Annotated in this window: 21 protein-coding genes and 1 tRNA gene; 11 read left to right on the top strand and 11 right to left on the bottom strand. The window is 50.0% G+C overall.

All coding sequences use genetic code 11. From position 1 onward, the window contains the following. Nucleotides 1-132 precede the first annotated feature (132 nt). A complete protein-coding gene (locus EYB48_RS08485) occupies nucleotides 133-1548 on the bottom strand; it encodes an aminotransferase-like domain-containing protein (RefSeq protein WP_162019924.1) in 1416 nt (471 codons plus the stop codon). Nucleotides 1549-1615: 67 nt separating this feature from the next. Continuing rightward, nucleotides 1616-3043, bottom strand: a complete 1428-nt coding sequence (gene ccoG / locus EYB48_RS08490; RefSeq protein ID WP_162019925.1) for a cytochrome c oxidase accessory protein CcoG — start codon at nucleotides 3041-3043, stop codon at nucleotides 1616-1618. Nucleotides 3044-3405: 362 nt separating this feature from the next. On the opposite strand from ccoG, the gene EYB48_RS08495 reads away from it, so the two are divergent. The 4 genes from EYB48_RS08495 (at nucleotide 3406) to EYB48_RS08510 (ending at nucleotide 9796) form a co-directional block, all read left to right on the top strand. Continuing rightward, nucleotides 3406-5796 carry a TonB-dependent receptor domain-containing protein gene (locus EYB48_RS08495; RefSeq protein WP_162019926.1) on the top strand — a complete coding sequence of 797 codons (2391 nt, stop codon included), beginning with the start codon at nucleotides 3406-3408 and terminating at the stop codon, nucleotides 5794-5796. Between the two features lie 50 nt (nucleotides 5797-5846). Next, the gene (locus EYB48_RS08500; RefSeq protein WP_162019927.1) at nucleotides 5847-7049 is read left to right on the top strand and encodes a hemin-degrading factor; all 1203 of its coding nucleotides are present in this window, start codon (nucleotides 5847-5849) and stop codon (nucleotides 7047-7049) included. Nucleotides 7050-7223: 174 nt separating this feature from the next. Beyond that, on the top strand, nucleotides 7224-7685 hold the full coding sequence (locus tag EYB48_RS08505) for a GNAT family N-acetyltransferase (RefSeq protein ID WP_162019928.1): 462 nt from the start codon (nucleotides 7224-7226) through the stop codon (nucleotides 7683-7685). 800 nt (nucleotides 7686-8485) lie between these two features. Next, nucleotides 8486-9796: a diguanylate cyclase gene (locus EYB48_RS08510; protein ID WP_162019929.1), complete on the top strand. Its 1311-nt coding sequence runs from the start codon at nucleotides 8486-8488 to the stop codon at nucleotides 9794-9796. 138 nt (nucleotides 9797-9934) lie between these two features. On the opposite strand, the gene soxR is transcribed toward EYB48_RS08510, so the two are convergent. Beyond that, nucleotides 9935-10417, bottom strand: coding sequence for a redox-sensitive transcriptional activator SoxR (soxR, locus tag EYB48_RS08515; RefSeq protein WP_162019930.1), 483 nt, complete (start codon nucleotides 10415-10417; stop codon nucleotides 9935-9937). Between the two features lie 99 nt (nucleotides 10418-10516). On the opposite strand from soxR, the gene EYB48_RS08520 reads away from it, so the two are divergent. From EYB48_RS08520 to EYB48_RS08545, 6 genes are all read left to right on the top strand, one after another. Continuing rightward, complete coding sequence (locus EYB48_RS08520; protein ID WP_162019931.1) at nucleotides 10517-11638, top strand: questin oxidase family protein; 1122 nt, start codon at nucleotides 10517-10519, stop codon at nucleotides 11636-11638. Nucleotides 11639-11756: 118 nt separating this feature from the next. Continuing rightward, entirely contained in the window at nucleotides 11757-12086 is a 330-nt protein-coding gene (locus EYB48_RS08525) for an ArsR/SmtB family transcription factor (protein ID WP_162019932.1), read from the top strand. A gap of 120 nt (nucleotides 12087-12206) precedes the next feature. Beyond that, a complete protein-coding gene (locus EYB48_RS08530) occupies nucleotides 12207-12689 on the top strand; it encodes an arsenate reductase ArsC (protein WP_162019933.1) in 483 nt (160 codons plus the stop codon). Between the two features lie 29 nt (nucleotides 12690-12718). After that, nucleotides 12719-13405, top strand: a complete 687-nt coding sequence (locus EYB48_RS08535) for an aquaporin (protein ID WP_162019934.1) — start codon at nucleotides 12719-12721, stop codon at nucleotides 13403-13405. Nucleotides 13406-13444: 39 nt separating this feature from the next. Further along, a complete protein-coding gene (gene arsH, locus EYB48_RS08540) occupies nucleotides 13445-14167 on the top strand; it encodes an arsenical resistance protein ArsH (protein WP_162019935.1) in 723 nt (240 codons plus the stop codon). Nucleotides 14168-14726: 559 nt separating this feature from the next. Further along, nucleotides 14727-16565, top strand: coding sequence for an AAA family ATPase (locus EYB48_RS08545; RefSeq protein ID WP_162019936.1), 1839 nt, complete (start codon nucleotides 14727-14729; stop codon nucleotides 16563-16565). A 549-nt stretch (nucleotides 16566-17114) separates the two neighbouring features. Here EYB48_RS08545 and EYB48_RS08550 read toward each other — a convergent pair. From EYB48_RS08550 to EYB48_RS08585, 8 genes are all read right to left on the bottom strand, one after another. Then, complete coding sequence (locus EYB48_RS08550; RefSeq protein ID WP_162019937.1) at nucleotides 17115-17474, bottom strand: hypothetical protein; 360 nt, start codon at nucleotides 17472-17474, stop codon at nucleotides 17115-17117. 79 nt (nucleotides 17475-17553) lie between these two features. After that, nucleotides 17554-17961 carry a roadblock/LC7 domain-containing protein gene (locus EYB48_RS08555; protein WP_162019938.1) on the bottom strand — a complete coding sequence of 136 codons (408 nt, stop codon included), beginning with the start codon at nucleotides 17959-17961 and terminating at the stop codon, nucleotides 17554-17556. Then, a complete protein-coding gene (locus EYB48_RS08560) occupies nucleotides 17958-18500 on the bottom strand; it encodes a GTP-binding protein (RefSeq protein WP_162019939.1) in 543 nt (180 codons plus the stop codon). The genes EYB48_RS08555 and EYB48_RS08560 overlap by 4 nt, the downstream gene beginning before the upstream one ends. Next, the gene (locus EYB48_RS08565) at nucleotides 18497-19201 is read right to left on the bottom strand and encodes a hypothetical protein (protein WP_162019940.1); all 705 of its coding nucleotides are present in this window, start codon (nucleotides 19199-19201) and stop codon (nucleotides 18497-18499) included. Before EYB48_RS08565 ends, EYB48_RS08560 begins: the two co-directional genes overlap by 4 nt. An 833-nt stretch (nucleotides 19202-20034) precedes the next feature. Continuing rightward, a tRNA-Leu gene (locus tag EYB48_RS08570) sits at nucleotides 20035-20119 on the bottom strand. An 88-nt stretch (nucleotides 20120-20207) separates the two neighbouring features. Further along, the gene (locus tag EYB48_RS08575) at nucleotides 20208-21593 is read right to left on the bottom strand and encodes an MATE family efflux transporter (protein WP_162019941.1); all 1386 of its coding nucleotides are present in this window, start codon (nucleotides 21591-21593) and stop codon (nucleotides 20208-20210) included. After that, nucleotides 21590-23311 (bottom strand): ArnT family glycosyltransferase, encoded by a 1722-nt coding sequence (locus EYB48_RS08580; protein ID WP_162019942.1) that lies wholly within the window; start codon nucleotides 23309-23311, stop codon nucleotides 21590-21592. The genes EYB48_RS08575 and EYB48_RS08580 overlap by 4 nt, the downstream gene beginning before the upstream one ends. A gap of 113 nt (nucleotides 23312-23424) precedes the next feature. Further along, complete coding sequence (locus EYB48_RS08585; protein ID WP_162019943.1) at nucleotides 23425-23691, bottom strand: type B 50S ribosomal protein L31; 267 nt, start codon at nucleotides 23689-23691, stop codon at nucleotides 23425-23427. Between the two features lie 316 nt (nucleotides 23692-24007). On the opposite strand from EYB48_RS08585, the gene EYB48_RS08590 reads away from it, so the two are divergent. Continuing rightward, the gene (locus EYB48_RS08590) at nucleotides 24008-24637 is read left to right on the top strand and encodes a trimeric intracellular cation channel family protein (RefSeq protein ID WP_230403721.1); all 630 of its coding nucleotides are present in this window, start codon (nucleotides 24008-24010) and stop codon (nucleotides 24635-24637) included. The last annotated feature ends 12 nt before the right edge of the window (nucleotides 24638-24649 follow it).

Genomic DNA, 24649 nt, shown 5'->3' on the forward strand with positions numbered 1-24649 from the left:
AAAACAAAGGGAGAACGCTCGCGCGTTCTCCCTTTGCCGTATCTGTTGCTAAGACAGTGAAGTAAATACACTCGCTGAATGGCGCAATTGCTCTGGAAACCACAGCAGCAGTCATTTAGCTTAGATAGTGATTCAGCTTTGCTGCTGTATCAATTTGCTTAATGTTTGCATAGCTTCCGCGGTTTTGTCGCTGTATGGATGCCCATAATTCAGGCGCAGACAATGTCTGAACTGACGCTGGGCTGAAAACATCGGTCCCGGTGCGATACTAATGCCCAGCGCAATCGCTAATCTTTGTAAACGCAGTACATCAACATGGGTGGGCAATTCCAGCCACAACACGTAACCGCCCGACGGTCGGGTGGCCAATGTTCCCGCAGGCAGGTAGCGTGCAATTGCTTCGGTGTAGACACTCTGCTGTACTGACAGAGTATGACGTAGCCGGCGCAAGTGATTGTCGTAATGTCCTTTCGACAGATAATGGGCGATCGCTTCCTGTGCAGGCAGGGAGGCGGACAAACTGCTGCTGAGTTTTTGCCGTATCAGTTTAGGCAGATAACGCCCGCCGAGTATCCAGCCTATACGGAAACCGGGTGCCAGTGATTTTGAGAATGAAGAACAATGTAAGACCAGGCCGCTTTGATCGAAGGCCTTGGCTGGCAGAGGACGATGGCTGGAAAAATACAATTCAGCGTAGACATCGTCTTCGATCAGCGGTACCTGAAACTTTTCAAGCAGGGCGACCAGATTTTGTTTTTTCTGCTCGGGCATAGAGCAGCCTAAGGGGTTCTGGAAACTAGTCATTAACCAGCATGCTTTGGGCTGATGTTTATGTAAAGCGGATTCTAAGGCATTCAAATCTATGCCTTCGCGTGGATGCGTCGCCACTTCGATGGCCTTTAAGCCCATGCGTTCTAAGGACTGTAATGCGCCATAAAATGCCGGTGACTCAATGATAACGGCGTCACCCGGTCGTGTTACTGCAAGCAGAGCCAGATTCAGGGCTTCGAGCGCACCATTGGTAATCAGGATATCGTCAGGATTCACATGCATACCCACCAACAGGTAGCGTAGTGCAATCTGACGTCGCAACTCACTGCTGCCCGTCGTCAGATCTGCAACCGTAGCCCATGGATCCAGTTGTTGCAGACTGCTGTGCATACTGGAAGCTAGTTTGTCATAGGGGAAGAGCGAGGGGCAAGGGAAGGCCGATCCCAGCGGCACCACGTCCCTGGCCTTGGTGGATTGCAGCACTTCAAAGATCAGCTCACTCACATCCACTGTGGTTGAATCACCGCTGGTACTGCTGAGTAGCTCCGGTTCTGGTAGTAGTTTGCTCGCACCTGCGATCACATAATAGCCTGAGCGCTCTCTGGCACGGATCAGGCCGCGTGCTTCGAGCAGATAATAGGCTTGATAGACCGTGGCCTGACTGATGCCACGACGCTCACTGGTCTGGCGAACCGACGGTAGTTTTTCACCACGCTTCAGTATGCCTGTGCGTATCGATAAGGCGATATCTTCTGCCAGGGCTTCGTAACGTTTCATAGTTAGCGCTGAGTGTCCTATTGATGCCTAATGGTGCAATTCTGCTGCAAATCGCATATTTTTGATTTTATTTTTCATTCAGAGATGCTGGCAGATGAAAGCTCGCACTTTCGCGCAGTATCACTTGTTCCTGCTGATGTTCCGGATTTATCGCATACACCACAAACTCAAACTGCAGATTGCCAGCTGCCTGATGATTCGCTGGCAGACGCAGTGTAACAGGGAGTGTTCTGGATTCAGTTGGCTGCAAATGAACCAGGCTCTGTGATTGTAATTGCAGACCATCCAGGCCAGTCACTGCGATACGTAAATCTCTCGCTTGTTCAGCCGTACTCATCAGATGCAGTCGATAGATATTCTCATGTGCGCCATCTTCCACTTCACGGCTCAGGATTCTTCGATCACGCATGACATTCATGCGTAAATCAGTCCTGGTGAGCAGGGCATAGCTGAAAGCACTGACGATCAGACCCAGAATCAGGCTGTAAATGACTACACGTGGACGCCAGATCCTGCGCAGGATTGCTTTGTTACCTTCGCCATTCAACAGTGCGCGGGCAGTGGTGAAGCGTATCAGACCACGCGGTGCCTGAATTTTATCCATCACGCTGTCACAGGCATCGATGCAGGCAGCGCAACCTATGCAGTCATGTTGCAAGCCATTGCGAATATCAATGCCAGTCGGGCATACCTGTACGCACAAAGAACAATCTATGCAACTGCCTTGTCGTTCGCTGCTTTGTTTTTCTTTTGCGGACCAGCCCTGACGTGGTTCTCCGCGTTGCTGGTCGTAGCTGACGATCAGCGTATCCTGATCCAGCATAGAACCCTGAAAGCGTGCATAAGGGCACAGGTAGCGGCATATTTGTTCGCGCATGAATCCCGCATTCAGATAAGTGGCCAAAGCATAAAACGCGATCCAGAAACACTGCCAGGAACCAAGCTGAGCAGTCTGTATATCCGCCAACAAGGAATGTGCCGGAATAAAGTATGCGACGAAACTAAGCCCGGTCCAGCCAGCGAACGCCAGCCAGAGCAGGTGCTTTAACGATCTCTTACGCAGTTTCTCTGCTGTTAGTCCCTGCTTAGCCATACGCATCCGGGCGCTGCGGCTGCCTTCTGTCTTGTTTTCTATCCACATGAAAATTTCAGTGTAGACCGTTTGTGGGCAGCTGAAGCCACACCAGACCCGGCCACTGACCGCGGTGAATAAAAACAGACTATAGGCACAGATGATGAGCAGAACCGCCAGGTAGATCAGATCTTGTGGGAACAGGACCAGGCCAAACAGAAAGAATTTTCTCGCACCGAGGTCAAACAGTACCGCCTGCCGTTCGTCCCAGTGTAGCCAGGGCAAGCCAAAGAAAACAGCTTGCGTCAGCCACACAAACAACCAGCGCAGATTGGTGTAGCGTCCCTTGGATTCACGCACATAGACATCATCAAATTTGGTGTACATGCTGATGACGGAAACGGCAGGAGGGGAGGTTTTCATAGACTGGGCCCAGGGCTGAGAGTAGAGCGCCGGTGCCCACTGGCACCTGCAGGATGCCGCATATTGTCTGCGGCACTGCATCACAAAAACAGCAGCAGATTTTTCTGAAAAACCAGAGCAGATGGGTTTGGAACGAGGAACGGTAGTGTCAAAACCAGTTGCATGAAACAGACCACACTGAACACCCCGCATCTGATTTCAAGATGCCAGGCTGGATGTCATTATTATTGTAAATGAGAATCATTCGTGATAAAGTGTGTGCGTCGCCAGCACTTGTCTTATCCGTCTGACCAGCTTCGAACGTCTGATCACGCCTCCCGGATTTCACCGCCAGCTTTAAACTTCCCAACTTTCGGATTTTCATGATGAAATCTCATTTGCGGTCGCTGGCAGACGGTGGTCTGACTTCAGCTATGTCCGCTCCATCTTTCGTTTCAAAAAAACACAGCAACTCAATTTCCCAGCACCGCATGCCTGGCCTGAGCACTATGCAATTGGCTGTACAGGCACTATTGACGGGCATGCTGTCCATGGCCGCGAGCGCACAGGCGCAAGAGAAAACAGAGGTCTATCCTGAGACTGGAATTGCGCAGCGACGTTTGCCAGACATCCATGTTCAGGCCAGAAAAGAATCGCTGGCGGACAAGCAAAAAAAACGTATCACCAGCGAAGAAATGGCTGCACGTAATGTGATCTCCATGGCTGACATCGTGCGTTACGAGCCTTTGATCAGTGTACCTGCCGCCTTAAGTGGCAGCGGCAATATCTGGGATGGTGCGGGCAGTACCGGGTTTCATATTCGTGGCATAGAGGGTAACCGTATCGGTATGGACATGGATGGCATCGCAATGCCGGAAGCGGCACCTAAGCCAGATGGCGTGACGCTCAATAGCTTTGCCAGTGGCCGTGAATATGTGGATGTGGAGACTTTACGCGCTGTGCAAATAGGACATAGCGCAGCGGATGGCGCTGGCCTCGGTGGTGGCGTGAGTTTCGCCAGTAAATCGCCCTCTGATTTTGTATCCCAGGATGGGGACCGCTATGCCAGCTATCGTAATGGATACCAGAGCGTTAACCGCAGTCAGTTTCATACACTGACTGGTGCCAGCCAATCCGGTAACTGGCAGAACATGGCGGTCGCTGTCTACCGTAAAGGGCAAGAGGCGTCCAGTAAAGGCGATGTACCCGTCAATCCGGATCAATGGCATTCCAGTGCCTTATTGGCCAAGCTGGCTTACCAGCCTACAGCTACACAAAAATATGTCTTCACACTGGATGGTTATGAACGACAGCACGCGCGTCAGCTAAACAATAAACAGGGAGGCTTGTATCCTGATGGCGCCGCGCAGGATAGTGTGACCAGACGCCAGCGTATCAGTCTGGAACATAGCGCACAAATCGACAGTGGCTGGCTGGACAGTGTTAATAGTCAGATTTACTGGCAGGACGCAAAGGTTAGTGAAAATACCCAGGCACGCTATCTGTTTGGCGGTAAAGCTTATCAACGTCAGATCCTGACCAGCTTTGATAACAACAGCTATGGCGTGAGCACTCAGCTCATGAAGCAATGGACGGCGCAGCACCAAACCTATATCAATGTGCAGGCATCGCACATCAGCAGCAAGCGGCCGTGGCTGGAAGATCGCACCGTTTTGGCGACAGGCGGACATCAGATCACCAGCAAGAATCGCATGGCAGATATGGACACGGATCAGCTTGCTCTGACTGTTAAAGATGAGCAGCAATGGATGTGGAATCAGCACAGGATCAGCCTGACACCAAGCTTGCGCGCCGACTATCGCAAACTGAAGCCTGTGAATTTACAGCAGTATGTCGTCGCGGTACCTGCAGCTGCACGTGAAATCCGCACAGAGACCGAAACCGTATTGACCCCTGCCGTCGAGCTCGCTATCGGACTCGGACGTGATCTGGATGTGTACGCACAATACAAGCATGGCAATCGCTTACCCAGCGCCGCAGAACGTACCGGTACGTTTGATTCTTTCAGCTACACCGGCGCTGGCAATGGTTATGCCGTATTGGGAAATCCACGGCTGAAAAAAGAAAGCAGCGATGCTGCTGAGCTGGGTTTGCGCGGCAGCCCTGTACGTGGCTGGCAGTTGCGTTCAGCACTGTTTTATACGCGCTATCACGACTTTATCGAGTATGTGGCACAAGCGCCAGACCCGGTGAATTATCCAAGCATCACCTTTGGCTTATTTCGTCCTGAAAACATAGGCGAAGTCACTACCCGTGGCATCGAAGCCAGCAGCCGCTTTGAACTGGGTGCGTGGGCACCGGCCTTGACTGGTTATGCCTTGGATCTGGCAGCGGGCTATACGCGTGGCGATGCCTTGAATAAGAAGACTGGCCAACGCGCGGCACTCGCTTCCATTGCGCCGGCTAAGTTCAGCGCGGGTCTGAACTACGATGATCCGGCCGGTCGTTTTGGCATCGCTGTCTATGCCCGTCATGTGGCTGGCAAACAAGCGCCGGACGATGTGATCTCCGGTATTGCGACTGCACGTTTTGCGGTGCCCGCTTACAGCGTGGTGGATGTCAGCAGCTGGTGGCGTATCAGTCAGCAATTACGCGTGCAGGCAGCGATCAGCAATCTGGCTGACCGCAAGTATTGGGATTACGCCTCCGCACGTGGCCTGGCTGCCGGAACGACTGCAGCAGCGCTGGCTGATATCGAGCGCCAGGCGCAGCCAGGACGTCATTTCTCTGTGAGCATGAACCTGAGCTTCTGAGTATGAACACTGCACTGCATTGAATTGTATTGAATCCGAAAAGGAAAAAAATGAAAACACCACGTAAATCAAAACACCCATTATTCACACTGATTGCTGCGCTGATCCTGAGCCATGCAACCCAATTCAGTTATGCTGCTGATGATCAGTCTGATACATCTAATTTAGCTACTCGCTGGGCAGAGCTACGCAAAGAGCAGCCACGTCTGCAGATACGTGATGCGGCTGCCAAACTCAAGGTGTCAGAAGCGGAGCTGCTGGCAAGTCAGATCGGGCAAGGCGTCACCAGACTGCAAAACGATGAGCATACTTTCCGTGAAATCATGCGCCGTGCACTGGATCTGGGACAGGTCATGGCAACGACGAGGAATGAACATGGCGTGCTGGAGCGTACCGGTACCGCGATGCGTTTAAAGTCTTTGCAGGATGAGCAAGCCCAGGCATTGACACCGGAAAATGCGCGCGAGCGCGAAGAAAGGCTGCGTAATATCGCAGGTGGTTACCTGGGTGGGGAGATCGATCTGCGCTTCCATTTCTTAGACTGGAAATATGCATTTGCTGTGGTGCAGCCAGGTCGTGACGGCAGCATCAGCCGCAGCCTGCAATTCTTTGATGCCTATGGCCAGTCTGTGCATAAGCTCTACCTCAGAAATGAGGCCAGTATCGCGGTCTATGACAAACTGGTACAAGACTTCCGTCACCCGCAACAACAGCTTGCGTTGCAAATTCAAGGTACGCTGCCAGCATTGGCGACTAAACCTGACCAGGCGGTGGATGTGAAAGAGTTCCAGTTAGCCTGGAAAGAAATGAGCGACGTGCATCAGTTTAATCAGATCGTCCGTGAGTTCGGCCTGAGCCGCGAACAGGCGTTCCGCCTCGCGCCTGCAGGTATGGCGCAAAAAGTCAGCCCAGCCGCTTTACGTACATTGCTGGATCAGGCTGCGCAACAGCAAATCAGTATTATGGCCTTCCTCGGTAATGCCGGTGTGACGCAGATCTTCAGCGGAAAAATAGAGAAAACCGCCGCCAGTGGCGAGTGGTATAACGTACTCGATCCCGCTTTCAATCTGCATGTGCGCGAATCGGCACTGACGCAGGGTTGGGTATTGCAACGCGCGGGCGTGACTTCTGTGGAGTTTTTTGATCGTGATGGCAAACTGGTCGTTAGCTTCTTTGGTGTCCGTGAACGCGCGAAACCTCAGCCTGCCAGCTGGATAGCACTCGCAGCTGCTTTGCCGCGTGCTGCGCAATAAAGTCAGCTGCTTCAGGTCAGGCATTCAGGTTCGGTAAGCCGAATTGATCTACTGAGCTGGTAATGTAAGTGAGGAGCCGGATGTTGCGATTGGCAGCATCCGGTTTTTTATTTGCGGCGCACAGCTCGCCCATGTATGCTCACTGGCTAAGTTAACTTTCACCGGGTATGCATCATGACATTGAATTTTCGCGCTGCCTTTGCCAGCGATATTGCCGAGTGCATACAACTGCGCGGACTCACGCGTGAAAATGCGGTCAGCGCTGAGCGTCTGGCAGAGCTGGGCGTCACACAGGCATCGTGGGCGGCCCAAGTCAGCAACGGCAGTCTGCCTGGCTGGATTGCAGAGGGAGGCCAAATACTGGGTTACTGTTTTGCCGATGTTCAGTCAGGTGAAATCGTAGTATTAGCCTTGTTACCGCAAGCGGAAGGCAAGGGCATAGGTCAGCAATTAATTCAACGCGCAATGCAAGCGTTGCGGCAGCACGGGCATCAGCGCCTGTTTCTAGCCTGCTCGCGTAATCCGGCGGTACGTTCGTATGGCTTCTACCGCCATCTTGGCTGGCGCAGTACCGGTCAACTGTCCGGACAATATGATGAAATTCTGGAATACCTTTATTCGTCTGACGCGGGCTAGCCGTCTCTCTACAGATTTTTTATATTCTTTTTTCCCAGCGACAGGATTATCTTCATACATACTGGGATAAAGTCGCGAGTGTGATAAAAAGCTGTGTCGCCTATTCTTGAATCCCTTGAGCAAGCCTGATCCGAATTCCAGGCCAGTTCATCTTCGCGTTTAGCACAACAAGAGCTCTGTAGCAGATATCAACAAGTAGCCACAGTTTTCAAGCCTTGCTGGTCTGTGATGGTATGTAAGTAAAATGCAACATCCCGTGGTTTTGCTGCCACAGCAGTTTGGGTGCAGATAAACTTGAATTTTGAGTAAAATTCTTCCACCAGCATGAGCAGAGAAGCGGTGCTAAGCAGTGATGTGGACCTCGTTACATCAACACCTGAAATCCAGAGGCCAACGTCCAGTCTGTTTTTTTAAGCCATCACAAATTGTTCAGCCTGCCGTATTCATATTAGGCAAGCGCCCACAAGCTTTCTATCTATCTGAAAAAAATGAAGTGTCATTGTTGTAAGCCGGGGTTTCACCAATCCGGACTCGTTTTACCTTAGGATGTAGATGAAAAATGAATGTAAACAGACCTCGCTAACAGTCACAGAATGTAAAGAAATATTTTTATACTCTGTTTTTCTGTCAGGACTTTTTCATCAAGATATTGGTTGCCAGTTGTCAATTAAAGTCGGTAATGTCAATATAGGAAAAAGCCTTAATCTGAGAAGCCTTAGCTTGTAATTTGTATGCTAATGGTAAGGGTTTGATATCGGTTCTCAAGCTTTTAGCTTCAATCTGAATAAAGAAATCTCGGCATGCTGAATCTATCTGATCATGGCTTCAATTCAAACACGATACCAGGCGTAGCACTGATCGTCGAAGATCAAAAAACGTTTTCCAGCATGCTGGTTTCAGTGTTGAATGCAAAAATGGTTTGTCCCACCGTGGTCTGTGCCACCTTGGCGGAAGCCAGGGAAGTGTTGGCTAAATCCCATGAAGCGATCTCCATTGCAATCTGTGATTTAACTTTGCCGGATGGTTCGAATGAAGAGGTGATTGATGCGGTGCAGGCGCATGGAATTCCTGTGATCGCATTGACCGGGACTTTTTCTGAACCCTTACGTAATCTTTTGTTGCGGCGGGGCGTGGTGGATTATGTGCTCAAAAGAAGTCTGAATTCACTTGAGTATGTGGCTAGTCTGGTGGAGCGTGTGACCAGGAATCTGCAAATTAAGGCCTTAGTCGTGGATGATTCTGAGTCTTCGCTGACCATTATCCGTCACTATCTGGCACGTCAAAAGATCACAGCTATCTGTACTAAAGATCCGGTTCATGCATTGACCATACTGGAGCAGGAAAAGGATATACAGTTAGTACTCAGTGATCATGAAATGCCACATATGAGTGGCGTGGAATTTGTGACGCAGATACGCAAAAAACATCGTAAGGAAAAGCTGGCGATTATAGGAATATCCGGATCTTCAGATAAAACTCTGGTTGCCCATTTTTTGAAATCCGGGGCAAATGACTTTATTCCCAAGCCATTTTCTTATGAAGAATTTTTGTGTAGGGTCACCCAAAATTTACAGATGCTGGATCTGATCCGGGAAACACTGTATATCTCCAATACCGATTATCTGACAGGCTTGTATAACCGCAGGTATTTTTTCGAGTCAGGTCAGGGGCTCATACAGAAAGCGGCAAGCAATCATCAAATTTATCATCTCGCCTTAGTAGACATTGATCATTTTAAACGGATTAATGATCAGTTTGGTCATGATGTTGGTGATCTCGCCATCAATTTTCTGGCACGCACCATGCAAGCTTTTTTTAGCAAAGAATTAGTGGCGCGTATCGGTGGTGAGGAATTTACTTTGCTGTTTCTATCTCAGGATCAGACACAGGTCAGTGCCGCGTTGGAACAGTTCCGGGTACATCTGGAACAAACTCCGTTTTATATGAATCAAAGCGGACAGAATGCGAATGACGGATCTCAGAAGTTGTCTTTAACGGTCAGTATAGGTTGCGCCAGTGGCCAGGATGATTTGCACACTATGATGAAAACAGCAGACAGCAAATTGTATCAGGCGAAAGCTGAAGGGCGTAACCGTATTGTTTTTGCATAAATCCCGCCTCGTACTGGATAGCCGTCAATGTGACAGTGTCCTTAGAGAATGTCTGACTGAGTAAATGCTGTTGGTTCTTGCTGCCTTATCTTTATTCGCTACGTTCTTTTCGCTATCGTGTTTATCCGATGTGGCAGATCAGCTGCTCACCTTGTCCTGTGCAAGCAGGCCTTGTAAATCATCGGGATGATTCCCGCTTAAATAGCGTGCGCCGCTGCCGAAATGCCGGATTTTATCTTCAGGGTTATACAAGGCGCAGGCTGACAACGACAGGCAGCCGCAACCTATGCAGCTGCTCAGGCGGTCACGTAAGGCGGTCAGATTCGCGATGCGCTGATTGAGCTGGTCGCACCAGCCAGCCGATATTTTTTCCCAGTCAGCTTTGTTTGGTGTTCTTTGCGCGGGCAGCGTATTCAAGGCGTCCCGAATTTCTTCCAGACTGATACCGGCGGTTTGCGCCGCTTTGATAAACGCGACTCTGCGTAACTGATCTGCCTGAAACCGCCTTTGCCCACCTGCATTGCGCTGACTGAAGATTAGACCTTTCTCTTCATAAAACCGGATTGCGCTGCTGGCGATACCCGCTCTGCTGGCGAATTCGCCTATCGTTAAAGTTTTCATGATGTGGCTCCTGACGGATGCATATTTCGGTGTTTGGTGCTTGACTTCAAGTTTACTTGAAGTTTTACGATGGTGTTTTTCAAATAAAGGAATAAGAAAATGACTCCGACAATGTCCTCCATCAGCGCACCAATATGCACACCAGCAAGCACATCATCTCTGAGTCCGATAACATCCACAGCCTTGCCGGACTTACTGGAATTGTGCCAAACAATCGATTTGCGTTGTAAGGGCACGACCAATCATTGCCCTATGATGCTAAGCGCGGCCTGCTCACTGGGTGCGGATGCATCAAAGCTGCAGGCTTTGTATCAACACTGGTTTGAACATTATGCGCTGCCTTTAACAAGGAGCACACCGGCTATCGGCATGCACGAGCTGGCCGAAGTGCGTGGGCAGGGGGCTTACTTTGCCAGCATACGTGAATCCATCCTGAATCAGATGCAACAACACGATGCTCATGATCTGGCCAGTCAGCTACTACAGGCTTTTCCACCTGCACCACTGACACTGGCTTTCCACGCCATCATACGCCTTGCCTATGCACTGCGGACTGGCCATGCGGGCGAGATTGCTTCAGGGCTGGCAGCGCTGATTTGTGGACATCTTCCAAGTGGAATAGACAGCAGCAGCCTGGCGTATTGTGGCTCACCGGCTGAAGGGTTTAGTCGTATTGCGACCGCGCTCAAAGGACGGGTTTTTGAAGGAAGAATGATTACCGAAAAAATTCGTGCCGTGCTCAAAGATCCTGTGTTCCTGACCCACTGTCCCCGGTTGCACGAACCGCAAAGCCAATGGCCTGCTCTGCGCGAACTGGTTTTACAGCTGTATGTGCAAACCAAAGATTTCACTGCGCTGCATTTGCTCACAGGTTTGCATGCCTGGCGCCAATTGCTGGCGTTTGACCCGGCATTGAACCAAGAAGTGCTGGCGCAGGAATTCTGGCTATCCTGCTGTGCTGCTTACACCAGCATTGGTGCTCCGGCCTTGACAGAAAAACGGCCCTCAGGCTTTGCTAAGCAATCTGCGTCATTGGCAGAAGCAAAAGCACAGTTGCTGGCGAATGCAGACGCAGAGGCCAGCTGGCAAGCCGTAATTCACAATGCCTTACTGAGTCAGGACGATCATCAGATCAAACTCACTCATGCCTGTTTTGAAGAGTTTCAATTGAGTGGTAATCAGGATTATCTGGCTGTGTTATCGACGCAGTACGCTAGTTGAATTGCTATACAAGGCCAGTCACACTGAAGTCAAATGGGTATTAATGCTTGCCAGCGTAGCTGCTTCAATTCTATAATTCGAATAATATCGAAATATAGAATTGAAGTTGGAGTGAAATATGGATACCTCACAGGCTATTGCTGGCTTGGCTGCCATAGCGCAAGAGTCGCGGCTGACTGTTTTTCGTTTATTGGTGCAGGCCGGACCGGATGGACTGATTGCGAGCAAAATCAGCGAACAACTCGGCATTCCACCTTCTTCGCTGTCTTTTCACCTCAAGGAGTTGAGTCGCGCTGATATGCTCAGAGTCAGGCAGGATGGGCGTTTCATGATTTATTCAGCCAACTTCGACACGATGAATAATCTGATCGGCTACCTGACTGAAAACTGCTGTGGTGGCCAGCCTTGCTCCTCTGGTATTGCCTGTCAGCCCGGTACATGTGACTGATATGGTTGACGTCTTTTGCAACGAGATGTTCTGCACCTGTTTCGCTATGCCTGGTCGTGACTGTAGTCGTGCCCTTACTTATTGACCCTGACTCATTGTCTACTTATTGATTGTTAACTCATGAACGTTTTATTCCTTTGTACTGGCAATTCCTGCCGTTCTATTTTGGCAGAAGCGACCTTTAATCATTTGGCACCTGCCAGCTGGTCCGCCATGAGTGCAGGCAGTCAGCCTACCGGTCAGGTGCATCCGCGTTCTTTGGCTTTGCTGGCCAGGGAAGGGATATCGACAGCGGGTTACTTCAGTAAATCCTGGAGTCATTTACCTGCCACGCCAGACCTGGTGATCACAGTCTGTGCCAGCGCCGCAGGCGAGACTTGCCCGCTTTATCTGGGACCGGTATTACGTACCCATTGGGGAGTTGAAGATCCTGCGCATGCGAGCGGTAGCGAACAAGAAATCGACGCTGCGTTCATGCTGGCCTACCGGATTTTGCGCGCCAGAATTGAGGCGTTTCTTGCCTTGCCAATCGACAGCCTGAAACATGATCCTGTCTTACTGAAAAGTGAGTTGGACAAGATCGGCCAACTGATACCTGCCTGATTGGCAGCTTCCGCTTCAAAGGAGTTTGTATGAGTTTGCAAAAACGCCTGGTGGCAGAAGGTCTGGGTACAGCATTGCTGTTAGCCGTAGTGGTCGGTTCCGGCATCATGGCTGAGCGTCTGGCCGCAGGAAATGTCGCGCTTGCTTTGCTGGCCAATGCGATTGCGACCGGTTGTGGATTAGTCGCGCTGATACTGATGTTCGGTCCAGTGTCAGGAGCGCATTTCAATCCCGTGGTGAGCCTGTCAGCAGTCTGGCAGCGTCAGTTAAGTTATTCAGTCTGTGTCTGGTATATCCTGATTCAGATACTCGGTGCATTCGCCGGTGTCGCGATGGCACATACGATGTTTGGCGAACCGCTGTTCTTCGCATCAGAACATGTCAGAACTGGCTGGTCGCAATGGTGTAGCGAATTCCTGGCCAGCTTCGGGTTGATAGGTGTCATTATCAGTACCTCCAGAAGTCGTCCTGCAGTCACTCCATTCGCAGTCGCAGCTTATATCACTGCGGCGTACTGGTTCACCTCGTCGACCTCATTCGCCAATCCTGCGGTCACGCTGGCACGCGCCGCCAGCAATACATTTGCCGGTATCTATCCGGGTGATGTACTTGCCTTCATCATCGCACAATGCAGTGGCACTGTGGCAGCGAACTGGCTGTTTGGCTGGTTATACCCTGATGTCAGTCAGCTTGCTGCATCAGATGTCAGTGCCTGATTTATTTCTGAACTGAGATGCAAATTAAGGAAATTTTTTATGTCTTTAATGTATGACGATTTACCTAATCTGGATACGGCGTTATTTAAAATTCCAAATCTATCCAATTTAACCAGTCAATCTCCTTCCACTCATGCACCGCGTTTTCTATTGTTGTATGGCTCTTTACGAGAACGCTCCTATAGCAAGTTGCTGACACTGGAAGCCGCACGCTTACTGTCAGCGATGGGGGCGGAGGTGAAGGTGTTTAATCCGCAGGACTTGCCCTTACCTGATGCGGCGCCCGACGATCATCCTAAAGTCAAAGAGTTGCGCGAACTGGTCATGTGGTCTGAAGGCATGGTGTGGTGTACACCGGAGCGCCATGGCGCAATGACTGGCATCATGAAAGCACAGATAGACTGGATACCCTTATCCTCCGGTGCAATCCGTCCCACGCAAGGGAAAACGCTCGCTGTAATGGAAGTATCCGGCGGCTCCCAGTCTTTTAATGCGGTCAATCAATTAAGGATTTTGGGGCGCTGGATGCGTATGCTCACGATTCCAAATCAATCATCGGTACCGAAAGCATATTTAGAATTTGATGAAGCAGGGCGCATGAAAGCCTCGTCTTACTATGACCGTGTGGTGGATGTGATGGAGGAGTTAATGAAGTTCACCTTACTGACACGTGATCTTGGCCCTTATCTGACCGATCGTTACAGCGAGCGTAAAGAGAGTGCTGAGGCATTATCCGCACGGCTGAATCAGAATCGGATCTAAGCACACTGAGCTTGTCTTCTGCCAGCTATGCGCTGGCTCACTTCGCATTCAGTTATACCGCAAACCTTAGTCGCGAAGGCTTGCGGTTTTTTTGTATCAAAGAAGCGCGACTTCAACGCCAGTATCTCATTGAGACAGGCAAGATATTTCACATCACCTGGCAACTTCCTTTAGCAACTTCGTGCAGTCAACTAAGACCGGTACGATAAGTTCACATTGCTAAAAACTTTACTATCAAAACATAAGTTAGTCCACCTCAGCATGCCAAATAGCGCATGCAGATACTGCCTTCATAGCTATATTTGCAGAAGTAAATATCTCAGTCCTTACTTAAAAAATTACGAATTACCCAAATAGTGAATAAATGTCAAAAAAGCATTCTGATTCATTTTTTGAAATGATTTTATGCCATTATCAAAAAAAGAATAATTGGTATTTATTTCATGCATTTTTAGGAAATTACGTTTCCAAATAATCGGTTGATAAAAAAAATTAATATTTTTATCAACCGATATTAGTTTTCGAAAAATGACAAAAAATCGCTTTCTGGGAGATTCGCTTGGCATCGATTTCGCGACGTGTACTGTTTGGTAAGCTGGGCATAGTGCCTTTCAAAGCTTTGGAATCTGCAACTGCCTTTGCCAAACTCAGAGGAAATCCTTACATCGAGGTGGCGCATTGGCTGCACCAGTTGTGGCAGTTGCCCAACTCGGATTTACATTGCGTGGTCACACATTGGAAGCTCGATGCTGCGCAGTTAGAAAAAGAATTGATTCATTCCTTGTCCCGACTGCCTGATGGCGCCAGTCACCTCAGTGATTTCTCCGCGCTTATTGAATTAGCTGTAGAGCGAGGCTGGATATTTGCAAGTCTGAACATGGCGGATCAACGCATACGGTCTGCCTGGTTGCTGTTTTCGATGTTGGAACATGCTGAATTACGCAGAGTCTTGCTGAATATCTCCGTACAGTTTCAGCGAATAGTTTTTCCCGTCGATATGGGGGAATTAACTGCAGTGTTACAACACTCTTGTGAAAATGCGGACGTCGCACAGGATAGTTCAGGTTTGCCTGCTGTCACACCGGGTGAAGCTAGTCAGGCTTTAACAGAACATGAGCCTGGCGCACAATCTGCGCTTGCAAAGTATTGTACTGATTTGACGGCGTTAGCACGCTCCGGAAAAATTGATCCGGTAGTCGGACGTGAATACGAAATCCGTACGCTCACCGATATCCTGTTACGCCGTCGGCAAAATAATCCATTGCTGACAGGTGATGCAGGCGTCGGCAAGACCGCTGTGGTTGAGGGGCTTGCATGTGCCATTGTCTCTGCTGATGTGCCACCGCCCTTATTGCAAGTGCGTTTACTGAGCCTGGATGTCGGTGCGCTGTTGGCTGGTGCAAGTATGCGTGGCGAATTTGAGGCCAGACTGAAATCTGTGCTGAAAGAAGCGGACAACGCAGCACATCCTGTGATTCTTTTTATTGATGAAATCCATACGCTGGTCGGGGCTGGCGGGCAGGCGGGAACCGGTGACGCTGCTAACTTACTGAAACCGGCTCTTGCGCGCGGTAATTTACGAACTATCGGTGCCACCACCTGGAGCGAATACAAGAAGCACATAGAGAAAGACCCCGCGCTGACCCGTCGTTTCCAGGTATTGCAGGTGATGGAGCCAGAACTGTCAAAAGCGATATCGATGGTGCGTGGTTTGGTGCCCGTGTTTATGCGCCATCATCAGGTCGAAATTTTGGATGAGGCTGTGCGTGCCGCAGTCACACTATCCCATCGCTATATTCCATCCCGCCAGTTGCCAGACAAGGCAATCAGTTTGCTAGACACCGCTTGCGCACGTGTTGCCATGTCTTTGTATACACCACCCTCTGACATTGTGCATTTGCGTCAGCAACTGCAAGTGTTGATGGCTGAATATGCGCAGCATCTGCGTGAGGCGCAACTGGGGCAGTCGAATGCAGCCAGTTTGCTGCAGGTGACACGGGACCTTAGAGATTCAGATGCAAAATTGAGCGAGCGGGAAAGCCATTGGAAATCGGAGCTGGCGCTGGTACAGCGCTTGCAGCAAACACGGGAATCCTTATTAAAAGAAGACAGCCAGCAAGACGCCAGTCTTTACAGCCGTATAGAAAATGAAGAGGGACCGGCGGATACAGGCTTAACAGAATCACAGCAAGCGAACCGTAAACAGTTAGCTGAAATTCAGAATGAACTGTTGAATCTGCAAGGAGAAAATGCCTGCATCTACGCGCAAGTGGATGAATCTGTGATTGCGGCGATAGTCGCCGACTGGACCGGCATACCGGTTGGTCGTATGGTCCGCGATGAAGTCAGCGCCGTCATGGAATTAGCGGAGCAATTAGAAAAGCGGGTAGTTGAGTAAGCTGCTGCTATGTGGCAAATTGCAGCTAGCATAAAAATGCCCAATGCCTGTTAGTGTGATCCCGAAAAGCTGGTTGGGTGTTTTTTATTCGCCGGTCCGTCCGTGTCGGTAAAACAGAAATAGCCCATGCTCTGGCACAAGCTGTATTGGGTTCCTGATATGATAATGAGTTTGCATTACTGCGCAGCCCTTTGTGGTTGTGTGCTGAGGCGCCATGTGGAAACTTTGCCAGCAAAGCCGCGAAATTAGATGGGAGTGAGGTATGGCCAGCGACTGCTGGCTCTTATTTGATGATCAGGTAACCGTCAATTACTCAGCCAGGCTCGTATCTGGATAAAAAGAAATGAGCTCAGCAGTCCAGTTGCGGTACTGCTCAAACATGCTGAACGCCTATGGGGAAAACGCTTTTCCGAAGTCGCTCATTTCATTCCACCCGATTTGTTAAAGGTATGGGATGAGGATAATGAAGAATGCGAAAATAATGTGAGGGCGAAACAACAAAAATTTGATCTGATCATGCCAAAGCAAATCAGATCAAATGGGCTGCATTTAGACCTCAATATTTGTTTCAATGTCCTGTGCTTTTCGACGTGCAAGTGCCAGATTGGAGCGCGTTTTATCGAGCACCAGGTAAATGAATAGGCCCTCGTGTTTCGAAATAGGGCGAATGATATGGTACTGCTTCGCAAGAGTGATAAGTATGTCGTCGATCTGATCGCCAAGACCCAACATATGCATGGTCTTCAACTTGGCACGCATTACTTCTGTGTTGCCAGCCGCTGCAAGCTCGATATCGATACCTGATCCAGCATGGCTAAGCACCATCCCACTATTACTATCTACAATTGCAGAAACCAGTGCGCCATCGATTGCTAACAATTCATTGACGGAGTCTTTTAAATTTGCCATGTGTTATTCCTATCATCTGTTGAAATTAGTCGGGGAAATTCCATTCGCATAGTCGACCAGCAATACGAAGGTACAAAAATTATTTAACGCCAGATAAAGAACGCGCTATCTCACCGATAGACCAGAGTGCACTGCCGAGTACAGCATCCGACTTCATGACCACGCATAGCAGACAGGGATATTTTCCGTCTATTGGTTGCACGATGACCGAACCTTGCTCGGTATCGATCACCAGACGCCGGCAATTGGAAAAGTGCAACTCCCGACCGACGGCGCGGGTCATGGCAATCAGTGAACTGGTCATGGCACCGAGTCTGGTTAAATTCATTTCAGCCTGCACAATCGAGCTAATCTCAAAGCCATCAGGCGTAACGAGTAGTGCTACATTCAGACCATCCAATGGTGCAGCCCATTTGTTGAGTGCATTGATTGCGTTTTGCGCGAACTCTTTGGGAGCGAAAGATGTTGGAGAGCGGGGATTCTTCACAATATTGAATTCCTAAACATGAGCATAGAGGCGAGCACTTGTAGCGCTTCCAGTATTTCTTGGCGATTGCGTACATCGGCTTGCAGTATCGGAGTAACGTAACCTTGCCGGTGCTCGAGTTTGGTGGCAAAGCTGGAAAACTGTGTGGAAGTGGTTGGTCTGGATGAAAGTATGGCTGCCACACAATGGGTATGGTGGTCGTTAATCTCAGTGAGCAGGCTCGCTGCCTGTTCAAGTGCATTCCGGTCATTGACATCGACCATCACAAATACGCCATGAGACAGAGACAATACCCAGGAGCGGACGAAGTTGAATCGCTCCTGGCCAGGGCATCCATACAGTTGCAGTTTGTCGCCATCACCAAGATCAACTTCGCCAAATTCGACCCCTACAGTTGTGGTTTCTTTCTGGTGTTGCGCTGTATCGAGGTTAGGAACGTCACAGTCAGTGACAGCTGTGCCACATACTGAGCGGATAGCAGTCGTTTTCCCTATGCCCATGCAGCCTACTAAGGCAATTCGTGTTGAGTTATCTGTCATTTTTGCTTGCCTGAAGCAGAGCGTTTTTCAGAGAGCCAGCCAAATAATTTGAGTAGCAGGCCAGCACTTTTCTTCACCTCAGGAGTGGCAGGCGCAGATGGCAAATTTTTCTGAGATGGAGAAGCCAGTGTCACCATTAGCGCATTCTGTTTCCCCAGTTCATTGAGTAGTGCGCGCCCCTGTTCCTCCTGCAGACTGCTTCGCATATATAAGTCTTCCAGCGTCACACCACCCAATGTCATTAGCGCCATTGCCCTAACATATTCAGGTGCCTCGAATCCGGTGGGAAGTACAACCCATCGCTTCAGTTTGTGAATATAGGAGCTGGCTTTGTCAGATTCACGCACAGCTTTGCCGGTGGACTCGCGCGCAGCCAGTAATTTGACTGCGGCAAGATCAAGCAGGTCCAGTAATTGCGACACTGTATACATCGGCGCCAGCTGGAAAAATCCCATTGATGGCCGGAAGGCTTGCGCCATATCTGTTTTTTCGCCTATGAAGGCGATGCATTGATTGCTTTTTAATGGAAACTTGGTGTCTTTGTCGTCGAAAAAAATCAGTTCCGCTGAAGGGAGAGAGCTCTCTTTCCAGATGGAGATACTTTTTTTCTGGGCCACAGAAAACAATGTACGTATGCGTTGATTTGAAGCTTCAGAAAGCATTTCAAAATTAACGATACCAGTCCTGATACGCTTATCCATAGTCTATTGCATTCATAGATTTCATTGATGAAAGAAACTGGGTGTAATACGGTTTCGCAGTTACTTGAAACGATATTGCCAGCTCTTTTTTCTACCGTTTCGAAAAGTATCGGACGACCATTTTTCTAAGGAATTTTTCTTTCGGAAACTGATTTCAAATTTCAATCATTGGATAGAATTTAATTCTCGAAAGCATAACCGCAAGTTTTTTTTGAGGAGTGGCATAACACACAATTAATATGTGAAAAATTGTCAAAATGATTATGTAACTAATTTGTAACTAGTTCGTTGATTCGAGTAACGTGGATTCATTACATTTCTTTCGAGGGGGAGTGCAAGACGTTTATGCGAGTATTATTTTTTGTGGAAACTCTGATATTTCATTGAGTAAAAAAATTTCCTATTGAAAATAAGCATATAAATAGTTTGCTGGAAACTTTTTCTTAAGACAGTTCGGAAATGCGGAGAAATGCAGAAATCCTTATCGCAGGAGCAGAGTTCCACAGAGCGTTGGGTACGCTTGTTAAGTATGCTCTGATCAGAGGGGGATGAATTTGTATGCAGTCGCTTCCATCCTGAGTGAATCAGAATTGAACTATTTCCATCAATGTCGATTGGATACAAGCACAGCTGAGCTACGCGATCGAGGTTTTTCCTGAGATTCTTAACGGAGCCGTGTTGCGGGGAATCAAATGAGGATCTATCAGATCCTGACAGGACGATTCGGCAGGCACGATTAAAGGAAGGGCGCGCGCGGATGGGAGCGAAATTGCGGAACTAAATCACCATAAAACAAAAGCGGCTTACATTTCTGTAAGCCGCTTGTATTCTTTTGGTGCCGAGAGCCGGAATCGAACCGGCACGCCTTGCGGCGCGGGATTTTGAGTCCCGTGCGTCTACCTATTCCGCCATCTCGGCAACGCGTAGGCGATATTATGACAGGATGGAGGGTGTTTTGCAAGCCGACATCGTTTTTGCTATGCAATGTGCTGCGTCGCTTGCCGGATCAGAAACAGGATCTGGTTTTGTGGTGCTGGCGCTGTACGTGTCGCAGATAGCACCAGAGGCTGATGGCGATCAGTACGACGCTGAGTGTGTTGGCGATCCAGAAGCCGCTTGCGCCATGTACGTTTGCCGGAAACCAGCCGCCTGGATCGATGCCTAACAGGTAGCCACCACCCAGGCCACAACCCCACAGCGTCAGCGCATACAACAGGGTGGGGACGATGGCGACGTGGTAGGCGCGCAGGATGAAGGCGATGATGACTTGGATCGCATCAAATATCTGATAGACCGCAACCAGAATAAACAAGGGCATGGCGGCTTCGATGATGGCGGGATTATCGGTGTAGGCGAGCAGTATCCAGCTTCTGCCCAGTACGATCAGTATCGCCAGTGGCAGGTTCAGGCACAGTGCCAGCCTGATGCCTGCGCTGGCTGTCAGTCTGGCCTGTTCATGCTGACCGGCCCCCAGGGCTTGTGCGGTCAGCGTGGCGCAGGCATTGGCGATAGACAGGGGCAGCATGTATAGCACGGTGCCAAAATTCGCGCTCAGCTGATGGCCGGAGACGGCGATCTCACCAAAGCGTGCAATGAATAAAGCCATAAAGGCATAGGCCGTGACTTCGATCAGATAGCTCAGGCCCATAGGGATGCCAAGTCGCAGCAATTGCTTCATGCTGGGCCAGTGCGGCCAGACAAAACCACTGCCAAACAGAGAAAATTGTTTATATAGCGTGGCGTGGCGCAGTATGAACCACGCGATCAGCAGCGTCAGCCAGGAAATGATGACGGTTGCCACGGCACAGCCCGGGCCACCCATGGCAGGCAGGCCGAAACCGCCAAAAATAAATAAACTGTTTAAAGGGAATTTTAAACCCAGGCTAAGCACCTGTATCGCCATCACCATCTTGGGTTTGCCTATCGCATTATTGAGTGCGCTGTAAATCCTGAAGCCCATAGTGGCGGGCAGGGCATAGGCGAGTATGTGCAGGTATTGCGCCGCCTTATCGGTCAGTGTGGCATCGGCATGCGCAATGCTGAGTAAAGTCTGCGGGAACAGTAAGGCCAGGCAACCGATTACGGTCAGCAGGGCGGCCAGCCACATACCCTGTTTAACGCGTTGTCCAATCGCGCGGAATTCCTGTGCACCGTATAGCTGGCCTATGGTGGGAGAGAGTGCCTGCAGTACGCCATTGAGCCCGACAAAAATGCTGATATAAATCGATACACCGATAGACAGCGCGGCCAGGTCAGTGGCGGAATAACGTGAAGTCAGTGCGGTATCAATGACGCCGTTACTGACGGTGGCGAGCTGCCCGACCAGAACCGGCCAGGCCAGCGCGCCAATGCGACGCATAGCTTGTCTTGCGCCGCCTTCAGTGCCACTCATGGACGTTTGCGGCGGTACAGTGTGAACAATTCATCCTTGTCGGCAGCACGGTGCCCTATCCAGATTGACTCCCATTCTTTGCCGTCGTAGTGACTTGGCATCTCTGGTGTGAAGCTGTATCGTCGGCTATGCTGCAGCAGCAGGTATTTACAATTGTGATCAGAAAAACCGGCAAAGCGTAATTTGCCAAAGTAGGCAAAACTGGCGCGCTGAGACGGGCCAACATAGGCTTCCACGCAGGCGTTCTGAGTCGGCAGATGTTGCTGCAAGTCTTCAGACAGGGCGGCGTAACTGATGCGGTGATTAATCCATGGCAGGCCTATGCTGAGCAATAACAGCCAGCATAAAATCACGCCACCGGCTGAGAGCACCACGGCGCGCCACAATACAGACGGGCGACGTGAAATGCGCCAGTAGACCAGCATGAACCAGGCGATAGTGGCGGCGCAGGCGATCAGAAAAACCAGGGGCTGAAAGCTGGATTCGAAACCCGGTGCAAGCAGGCGCAGCTTCAGACTCAGCTTATCTGGCCAGCCGGTTTGCAAAGCGATATAAGCGAGCCAGATCAGGCTGGCTGTGCCTGTCATTACCATCACAGCAAACCAGTCGACCGCATTGATGGCACTGCGTTTCATGGTCGGCAGGCCGAATGCGGCGAGTATGGAAATTGCGGGCAACAGCGGCAGTAACAGCGATTCTTCAGAATTGTGGTTGATGAATGCCAGCATCGCAAAACACAGCAAAAATGCCGCTGGTAAGGAGATGTGCAGCGCTTTTTCCTGTCTGCGCCAGGCAAATACAGCCCAGGCCGCGAACGGCCAGGCCGGCCAGGCAAACCAGATTGCATATTTAAAGAAGTAGCTGATGCTATCCAGGTTAGGCATTCTGATCTGGCGATAATTCCATTCCATCCAGGCTGGAAAAGGGCTGCTGTCGAAGGGGTGATGCTGACGTAATACCAGCATCCAGCCTATAGGCAGCAGACATGCCAGCGGCAGTGCGCCAAGCACATAGCGTATCTTTGCAGACTGTTCGCGCACTATGCATAAAGCGGACAAGGTCAGTGTCAAAGCTGCAGGTACCACCCAGCCGCGGTTCAGGATCAGCAAACCCAGTACCAGCCCCAGTTGCAGGCTGTAGCGGATTTTAGGTTCATCGAGCAAACGCACGCACAGATAAAAAGTGAAGGCGACCAGCGCCATTTGCAGGCTTTCCACCCCAGTTTCATGGCTGTGTAACAGCAAACCCAGGCTGGCGATATAAATCAGCAAAGCGCCATCAGCCAGCGTACGTCCGAAGTCACGTGGCTCCGGTTGGCCGCCGAAGGCTAATTTGAGGGGCTGAGCTTCTGGTCTTCGGCCCAGCAAATAGGTCGCATACCAGACTGAAACGGCACCAATCAGAAAAAATATGCCTGTCATCAGGCGTGCGGCCATAGGCTCGCCCATGATGCCGCCTAACAGCTTGATGCTCACAGCACCTATCCAATAGGCGAGCGGGCCTTTTTCCGGCAATGGCAAGCCAGCGATATGTGGCCATAACCAGTCTGCGATCGTGCCGTGAGCCATCGTCCACATCACGCCAAAGCTGGTCGCATCATCGCCTTTCCAGGGATCGCGTCCTATCAGTCCCGGCAGGATATACAGCAGGCAAAGAGCAAAAATTCCCCAGCGTGGTAAGGCAATGGTGGCAGCAGCAGGCAGACGGACTGGCTTCATAATTCGGTGAGTAAGCAGAGCGGTTGTTTAACAGTAGGGGATGGTAGATTGTAAGTAAAGCCGCAGTAAAAAGGCAGCCTGAGCTGCCTTTTTTATGGAAATCGTTGCGCTGATTAGTTGGCAACTGCGGTTTTGGAACCGACTTTGCCGAACTTTTGGCGGAATTTTTCAACGCGGCCAGCGGTATCAACGATTTTATGTTTGCCAGTGTAGAAAGGATGGGATTCTGCAGAAACCTCGATCTTGATCAGTGGCAGAGTTTTGCCTTCGAATTCAACAGTTTCTTTGCTGTGAATTGTAGAGCGTGTTACGAATTTGAAATCGTTAGAAACGTCGTGGAACAACACTTCACGATAATTTGGGTGGATGCCGTCTTTCATGCTTGCCTCGAAATAAAAGTTGGTAGCCAATAAGCACTTCGTCGGTCGCACAGCTTCTTGACCCGATTGCGTATCACTTGCCAGAATTGAATTAAATTAATTGGTAACCTGCACATGCAAGTTGCCAAGCCAGCGATTATACAATGCAAACCGGATTGAATGCCAGCGCAGGCAATCAGACTGGCATTTTATGGTGCTTTGTACAGAGATGTTCCAAGTCTATATGCTGGCGTCTATGTTGCATATAAGAATTGCATCGCTACAGAACTGACTTCTAACAGGTAAAATCGCGAGGTTTTAGTTAAGAAAGCTGGGAATGGCAAGTACGACATTGGGAATGAATGCCATGTTGCACACGATAGAGTTCGTCGGTGTGCTGGCATTTGCATGTTCGGGATTTATTGAAGCCCGGCGTAAGCGTATGGATTTTGTCGGGGTATTTACGGTCGCCTTTATTACGGCGTTTGGCGGTGGTACTTTGCGCGATCTGTTGCTGGACCGGCGGCCCTTGTTTTGGGTGGAAAATCAGGAATATCCGATACTGATATTTATCTTTGCTCTGATCGCTGTCCCGTTATTGCGCCGTTTGCGCCATGTCGTGACTGAGAATATTCTGGAATGGGCTGATGCGCTGGGTCTGGGCTTATTCAGCGTGACCGGCACATCGCTGGCTTTCGAGTCCGGCATGCCTATGTTTGTCTGTGTGATGATGGGCGTCGTGACCGGTATTTTTGGTGGTGTGCTCAGGGATGTGATCTGCAATGAAATCCCGCTGGTATTCCGTCGCAGCCAGTTGTATGCAACCTGCGCCTTCACCGGTTGCTGGGTCTATCTGGGTATGTCGTATTTTGAATTTAGCGATGCTGCTGCCTTGTCGGCCGGGATCATCAGTACCTTTGCTTTACGTATGCTGGCGGTGAAATTCGATTTGAAATTGCCGGCCTGAAGCGTCAAGTGT

This window comes from Cognatundibacterium crateris (genome assembly GCF_010078235.1).
Lineage (GTDB): Bacteria > Pseudomonadota > Gammaproteobacteria > Burkholderiales > Burkholderiaceae_D > Undibacterium > Undibacterium crateris.

Excerpts from the sequence above, each read along its gene's own strand:
- EYB48_RS08485 (WP_162019924.1), bottom strand. The coding sequence starts at position 1,548 with ATGAAACGTTACGAAGCCCTGGCAGAAGATATCGCCTTATCGATACGC.
- ccoG (WP_162019925.1), bottom strand. The coding sequence starts at position 3,043 with ATGAAAACCTCCCCTCCTGCCGTTTCCGTCATCAGCATGTACACCAAA.
- EYB48_RS08495 (WP_162019926.1), top strand. The coding sequence starts at position 3,406 with ATGATGAAATCTCATTTGCGGTCGCTGGCAGACGGTGGTCTGACTTCA.
- EYB48_RS08500 (WP_162019927.1), top strand. The coding sequence starts at position 5,847 with ATGAAAACACCACGTAAATCAAAACACCCATTATTCACACTGATTGCT.
- EYB48_RS08505 (WP_162019928.1), top strand. The coding sequence starts at position 7,224 with ATGACATTGAATTTTCGCGCTGCCTTTGCCAGCGATATTGCCGAGTGC.
- EYB48_RS08510 (WP_162019929.1), top strand. The coding sequence starts at position 8,486 with ATGCTGAATCTATCTGATCATGGCTTCAATTCAAACACGATACCAGGC.
- soxR (WP_162019930.1), bottom strand. The coding sequence starts at position 10,417 with ATGAAAACTTTAACGATAGGCGAATTCGCCAGCAGAGCGGGTATCGCC.
- EYB48_RS08520 (WP_162019931.1), top strand. The coding sequence starts at position 10,517 with ATGACTCCGACAATGTCCTCCATCAGCGCACCAATATGCACACCAGCA.
- EYB48_RS08525 (WP_162019932.1), top strand. The coding sequence starts at position 11,757 with ATGGATACCTCACAGGCTATTGCTGGCTTGGCTGCCATAGCGCAAGAG.
- EYB48_RS08530 (WP_162019933.1), top strand. The coding sequence starts at position 12,207 with ATGAACGTTTTATTCCTTTGTACTGGCAATTCCTGCCGTTCTATTTTG.
- EYB48_RS08535 (WP_162019934.1), top strand. The coding sequence starts at position 12,719 with ATGAGTTTGCAAAAACGCCTGGTGGCAGAAGGTCTGGGTACAGCATTG.
- arsH (WP_162019935.1), top strand. The coding sequence starts at position 13,445 with ATGTCTTTAATGTATGACGATTTACCTAATCTGGATACGGCGTTATTT.
- EYB48_RS08550 (WP_162019937.1), bottom strand. The coding sequence starts at position 17,474 with ATGGCAAATTTAAAAGACTCCGTCAATGAATTGTTAGCAATCGATGGC.
- EYB48_RS08560 (WP_162019939.1), bottom strand. The coding sequence starts at position 18,500 with ATGACAGATAACTCAACACGAATTGCCTTAGTAGGCTGCATGGGCATA.
- EYB48_RS08565 (WP_162019940.1), bottom strand. The coding sequence starts at position 19,201 with ATGGATAAGCGTATCAGGACTGGTATCGTTAATTTTGAAATGCTTTCT.
- EYB48_RS08575 (WP_162019941.1), bottom strand. The coding sequence starts at position 21,593 with ATGAGTGGCACTGAAGGCGGCGCAAGACAAGCTATGCGTCGCATTGGC.
- EYB48_RS08580 (WP_162019942.1), bottom strand. The coding sequence starts at position 23,311 with ATGAAGCCAGTCCGTCTGCCTGCTGCTGCCACCATTGCCTTACCACGC.
- EYB48_RS08585 (WP_162019943.1), bottom strand. The coding sequence starts at position 23,691 with ATGAAAGACGGCATCCACCCAAATTATCGTGAAGTGTTGTTCCACGAC.
- EYB48_RS08590 (WP_230403721.1), top strand. The coding sequence starts at position 24,008 with ATGGCAAGTACGACATTGGGAATGAATGCCATGTTGCACACGATAGAG.